The sequence below is a fragment of the Borrelia crocidurae genome (assembly GCF_000825665.2).
Taxonomy (GTDB): Bacteria; Spirochaetota; Spirochaetia; order Borreliales; family Borreliaceae; genus Borrelia; species Borrelia duttonii.
In genome coordinates, this window is record NZ_LN609267.1 from 808,202 (window position 1) to 810,896 (window position 2,695).

Below are 2,695 nucleotides of genomic sequence, written 5' to 3' on the forward strand. Positions count from 1 at the left end.
GTACAATGAAAGGCAATGTGAAAACAGAAATACAAAAAGCTATTAGAATTTGCATTAAAGAGTAGATCAATAGTTATTACAGGTGAAATTGATAAAGATACTTCTAAGTTGTTTCAAGAAAAAATATTATTTTTAGAAGCATCAGATTCTACAAAACCAATATTTGTTTATATTGATTCAGAAGGTGGTGACATTGATGCTGGTTTTGCTATTTTTAATATGATACGTTTTGTAAGGCCCAAAGTTTTTACGATTGGAGTTGGGCTTGTTGCAAGTGCTGGTGCTTTGATTTTCTTAGCAGCAGATTCAAAGAGTAGGTTTTCTTTGCCACATGCAAGATATTTATTGCACCAACCATTAAGCGGTTTTAAAGGTGTTGCTACAGATATTGAAATTTATACAAATGAGCTTAATAAAATTAAGAGTGAACTTAATGATATTATTGCAAAAGAGACGGGCCAGGAGCTTAATAAAGTTGAAAAAGATACTGATAGAGATTTTTGGTTAGACAGCGAATCAGCAGTAAAATATGGGCTTGTCTTTCAGATTATTACTACTAGACTTGAACTTGAGAAATTTATTTCTTAGTTTGTTGGTATTATCTTGTAGTTTTCCGAAAAGAGATTTTAGTATTTTGGAATTTAGTGTTATTAATTTCCAAAAAAATTTGATTTCAATTAATGCGTTAGTAGATATTGCTTATAATCTATCTTTTTTTGATTTTGATGTAGTGATTGTTAAAAATTTAAAGAATAAAGAGGAGTTGGATATTATTAATAATAAAGTTGCATTTGGAGATTTTCAAAATGCATATTTTATTGGACAAAATGATATTTTATCAATAAGTATTCTTTCTAAAGAAAAAATTAAAATTCAAATTTTAGATTTAATAGAGGGATTTTATGCATGTAGATTGGGTGTGGTTGTTGATTTTGTGTTTAAAGATCGGCATTATGGGATTGTTATTTTTAATTTTGATGAGAAAATAGCTAATAATTTGGATATTGATCTTGTTAATGATCAAATTAAATATTTAAGTTATAGGTATGAAAATTTGCTTTTTATTTTAGATAAGAGTGAACTTATCTTGTTAGATATGATTATTAAGAATGGTTTTTTTAATTTAATTTATAATTCTATTAATCCTTTTTATATCATTAATGCCATTAGTTCTAAGGTTTATTCTAATTTTGTAGCACAAATTTCTATTCATTCTTTAAGGTATGTTGTTTTAAGCTATTTGTATAATAATTTTTATATGAGCGGCTTGCCAAAAAGTATTTTAATTAAATAGGTTTTGCAATTCTTAGTTCTTGACATCATTATTGCATTGTTATATTATTACTACCGATGCCGAAATGGTGGAAGTGGTAGACACACAGGACTTAAAATCCTGAGGAGGAAGCTCCGTACCGGTTCAAGTCCGGTTTTCGGTATTTCAAATTTTATGATTATTTTTATTGTTAAGTAGGTTGTTTATATAAATTCCGCCAATAAATAAGATAATTGAAAAGACATAAATTTGTAGATTAAGTTTTATTTGTAGTTTGGTTGTAAGAAATATCATTTGTATAATTGTTCCTGAAATTAGTCCTATGGATAGATAGAGAAAATCAATTAAGTATTTTTCTATTGTTTTTTTAATTATTATTATTGTGATTCCTATGCCTATTATTGTAAAAGTACTAAATATGATACATGGTATTATTTTAATTTGTGCTATTATGTTGATTATTTCTTTGTAAGTTCCAAGACTTAATAATATGAGTGAACCTGAGATACCTGGTAATATCATTGCAGAACCACCTATTATTCCTGAACAGGCAAGTAATAAATAGTATTGAATTGATGTTTTATCTTGATTTGTTGTTAGGTTTAGTGATACATTATGATGCTTTAGGATTAAGAGAAATAGTATAGTTAAAAGGCCAGATATAAATCCTAAAGAAATTATTAATTTTTGTACAAATATTAAAGGGAGTAAGAAAAAGGATAAAACTGCGGTTTTTAATGTAAATATACTTCCTAGTATTAGTCCTATAAAAAATATATTTAAATACATTTCTTTTGTTGCATTGTCTAAAATATATTTTTTGAGTATTTTTGCAAATATTGTTGTTGAGGTTAATATTCCGAGTGATAATTTTCCCAAAAAAGTTATGTTTTCTTTTACTCTTTTTAGTTTTACAAGACTTGTCGACGAATAAATGATGTTATAGTATATTCCTGTTATTAAGGCTATCGTGCCTCCTGAAATGCCTGGTATTATATTTGCGATACCAATTAAGAGGCCTTTTATATAAATTCCCATCGTAATTTATGTATTTACATAGAATTGATGTTTGTTATCTCTCATCACCCTCACCACTAATTGTACCGTTTTTATGTCTTTTTTTTAACTTTTCTAGATTTGTGATTGCAACATCTTCAAGTGTTATTCCAAGGTTATTACTTAAATTTGAAATATACCACAATACGTCACCAAGTTCTTTTTTTATTGCTAATAAATATTCCTCATCAAGGACGTATTCTTTATCTCGACCTAATTTTTTTATTTTTTCTACTACTTCTCCTGTTTCTCCAGCAAGGCCAAGTGTGCTTAAAATCAGTTCTTCTTTTTTATTTTTATATTTTGCAGTTTGTTTAGCTTTTGTTTGATATTCATTTAATTCCATAATTAAGACTAGTTTAATAT

Annotated in this window: 3 protein-coding genes, 1 tRNA gene and 1 pseudogene; 3 read left to right on the forward strand and 2 right to left on the reverse strand. The window is 27.0% G+C overall.

Going from position 1 to position 2,695, the window contains the following annotated elements:
* Positions 1–5: 5 nt before the first annotated feature.
* From BN1173_RS03880 to BN1173_RS03890, 3 genes and pseudogenes are all read left to right on the forward strand, one after another.
* Positions 6–588: pseudogene (locus BN1173_RS03880) on the forward strand (ATP-dependent Clp protease proteolytic subunit).
* Positions 569–1,294, forward strand: a complete 726-nt coding sequence (locus BN1173_RS03885; protein WP_246040056.1) for a hypothetical protein — start codon at positions 569–571, stop codon at positions 1,292–1,294. The pseudogene BN1173_RS03880 and the gene BN1173_RS03885 overlap by 20 nt, the downstream one beginning before the upstream one ends.
* A gap of 58 nt (positions 1,295–1,352) precedes the next feature.
* Positions 1,353–1,436: transfer RNA gene (locus tag BN1173_RS03890), tRNA-Leu, on the forward strand.
* Positions 1,437–1,438: 2 nt separating this feature from the next.
* Here BN1173_RS03890 and BN1173_RS03895 read toward each other — a convergent pair.
* On the reverse strand, positions 1,439–2,311 hold the full coding sequence (locus tag BN1173_RS03895) for an undecaprenyl phosphate translocase family protein (protein ID WP_040236758.1): 873 nt from the start codon (positions 2,309–2,311) through the stop codon (positions 1,439–1,441).
* A 34-nt stretch (positions 2,312–2,345) separates the two neighbouring features.
* On the reverse strand, positions 2,346–2,675 hold the full coding sequence (locus tag BN1173_RS03900; RefSeq protein ID WP_012539142.1) for a nucleoside triphosphate pyrophosphohydrolase family protein: 330 nt from the start codon (positions 2,673–2,675) through the stop codon (positions 2,346–2,348).
* Between the last annotated feature and the right edge of the window lie 20 nt (positions 2,676–2,695).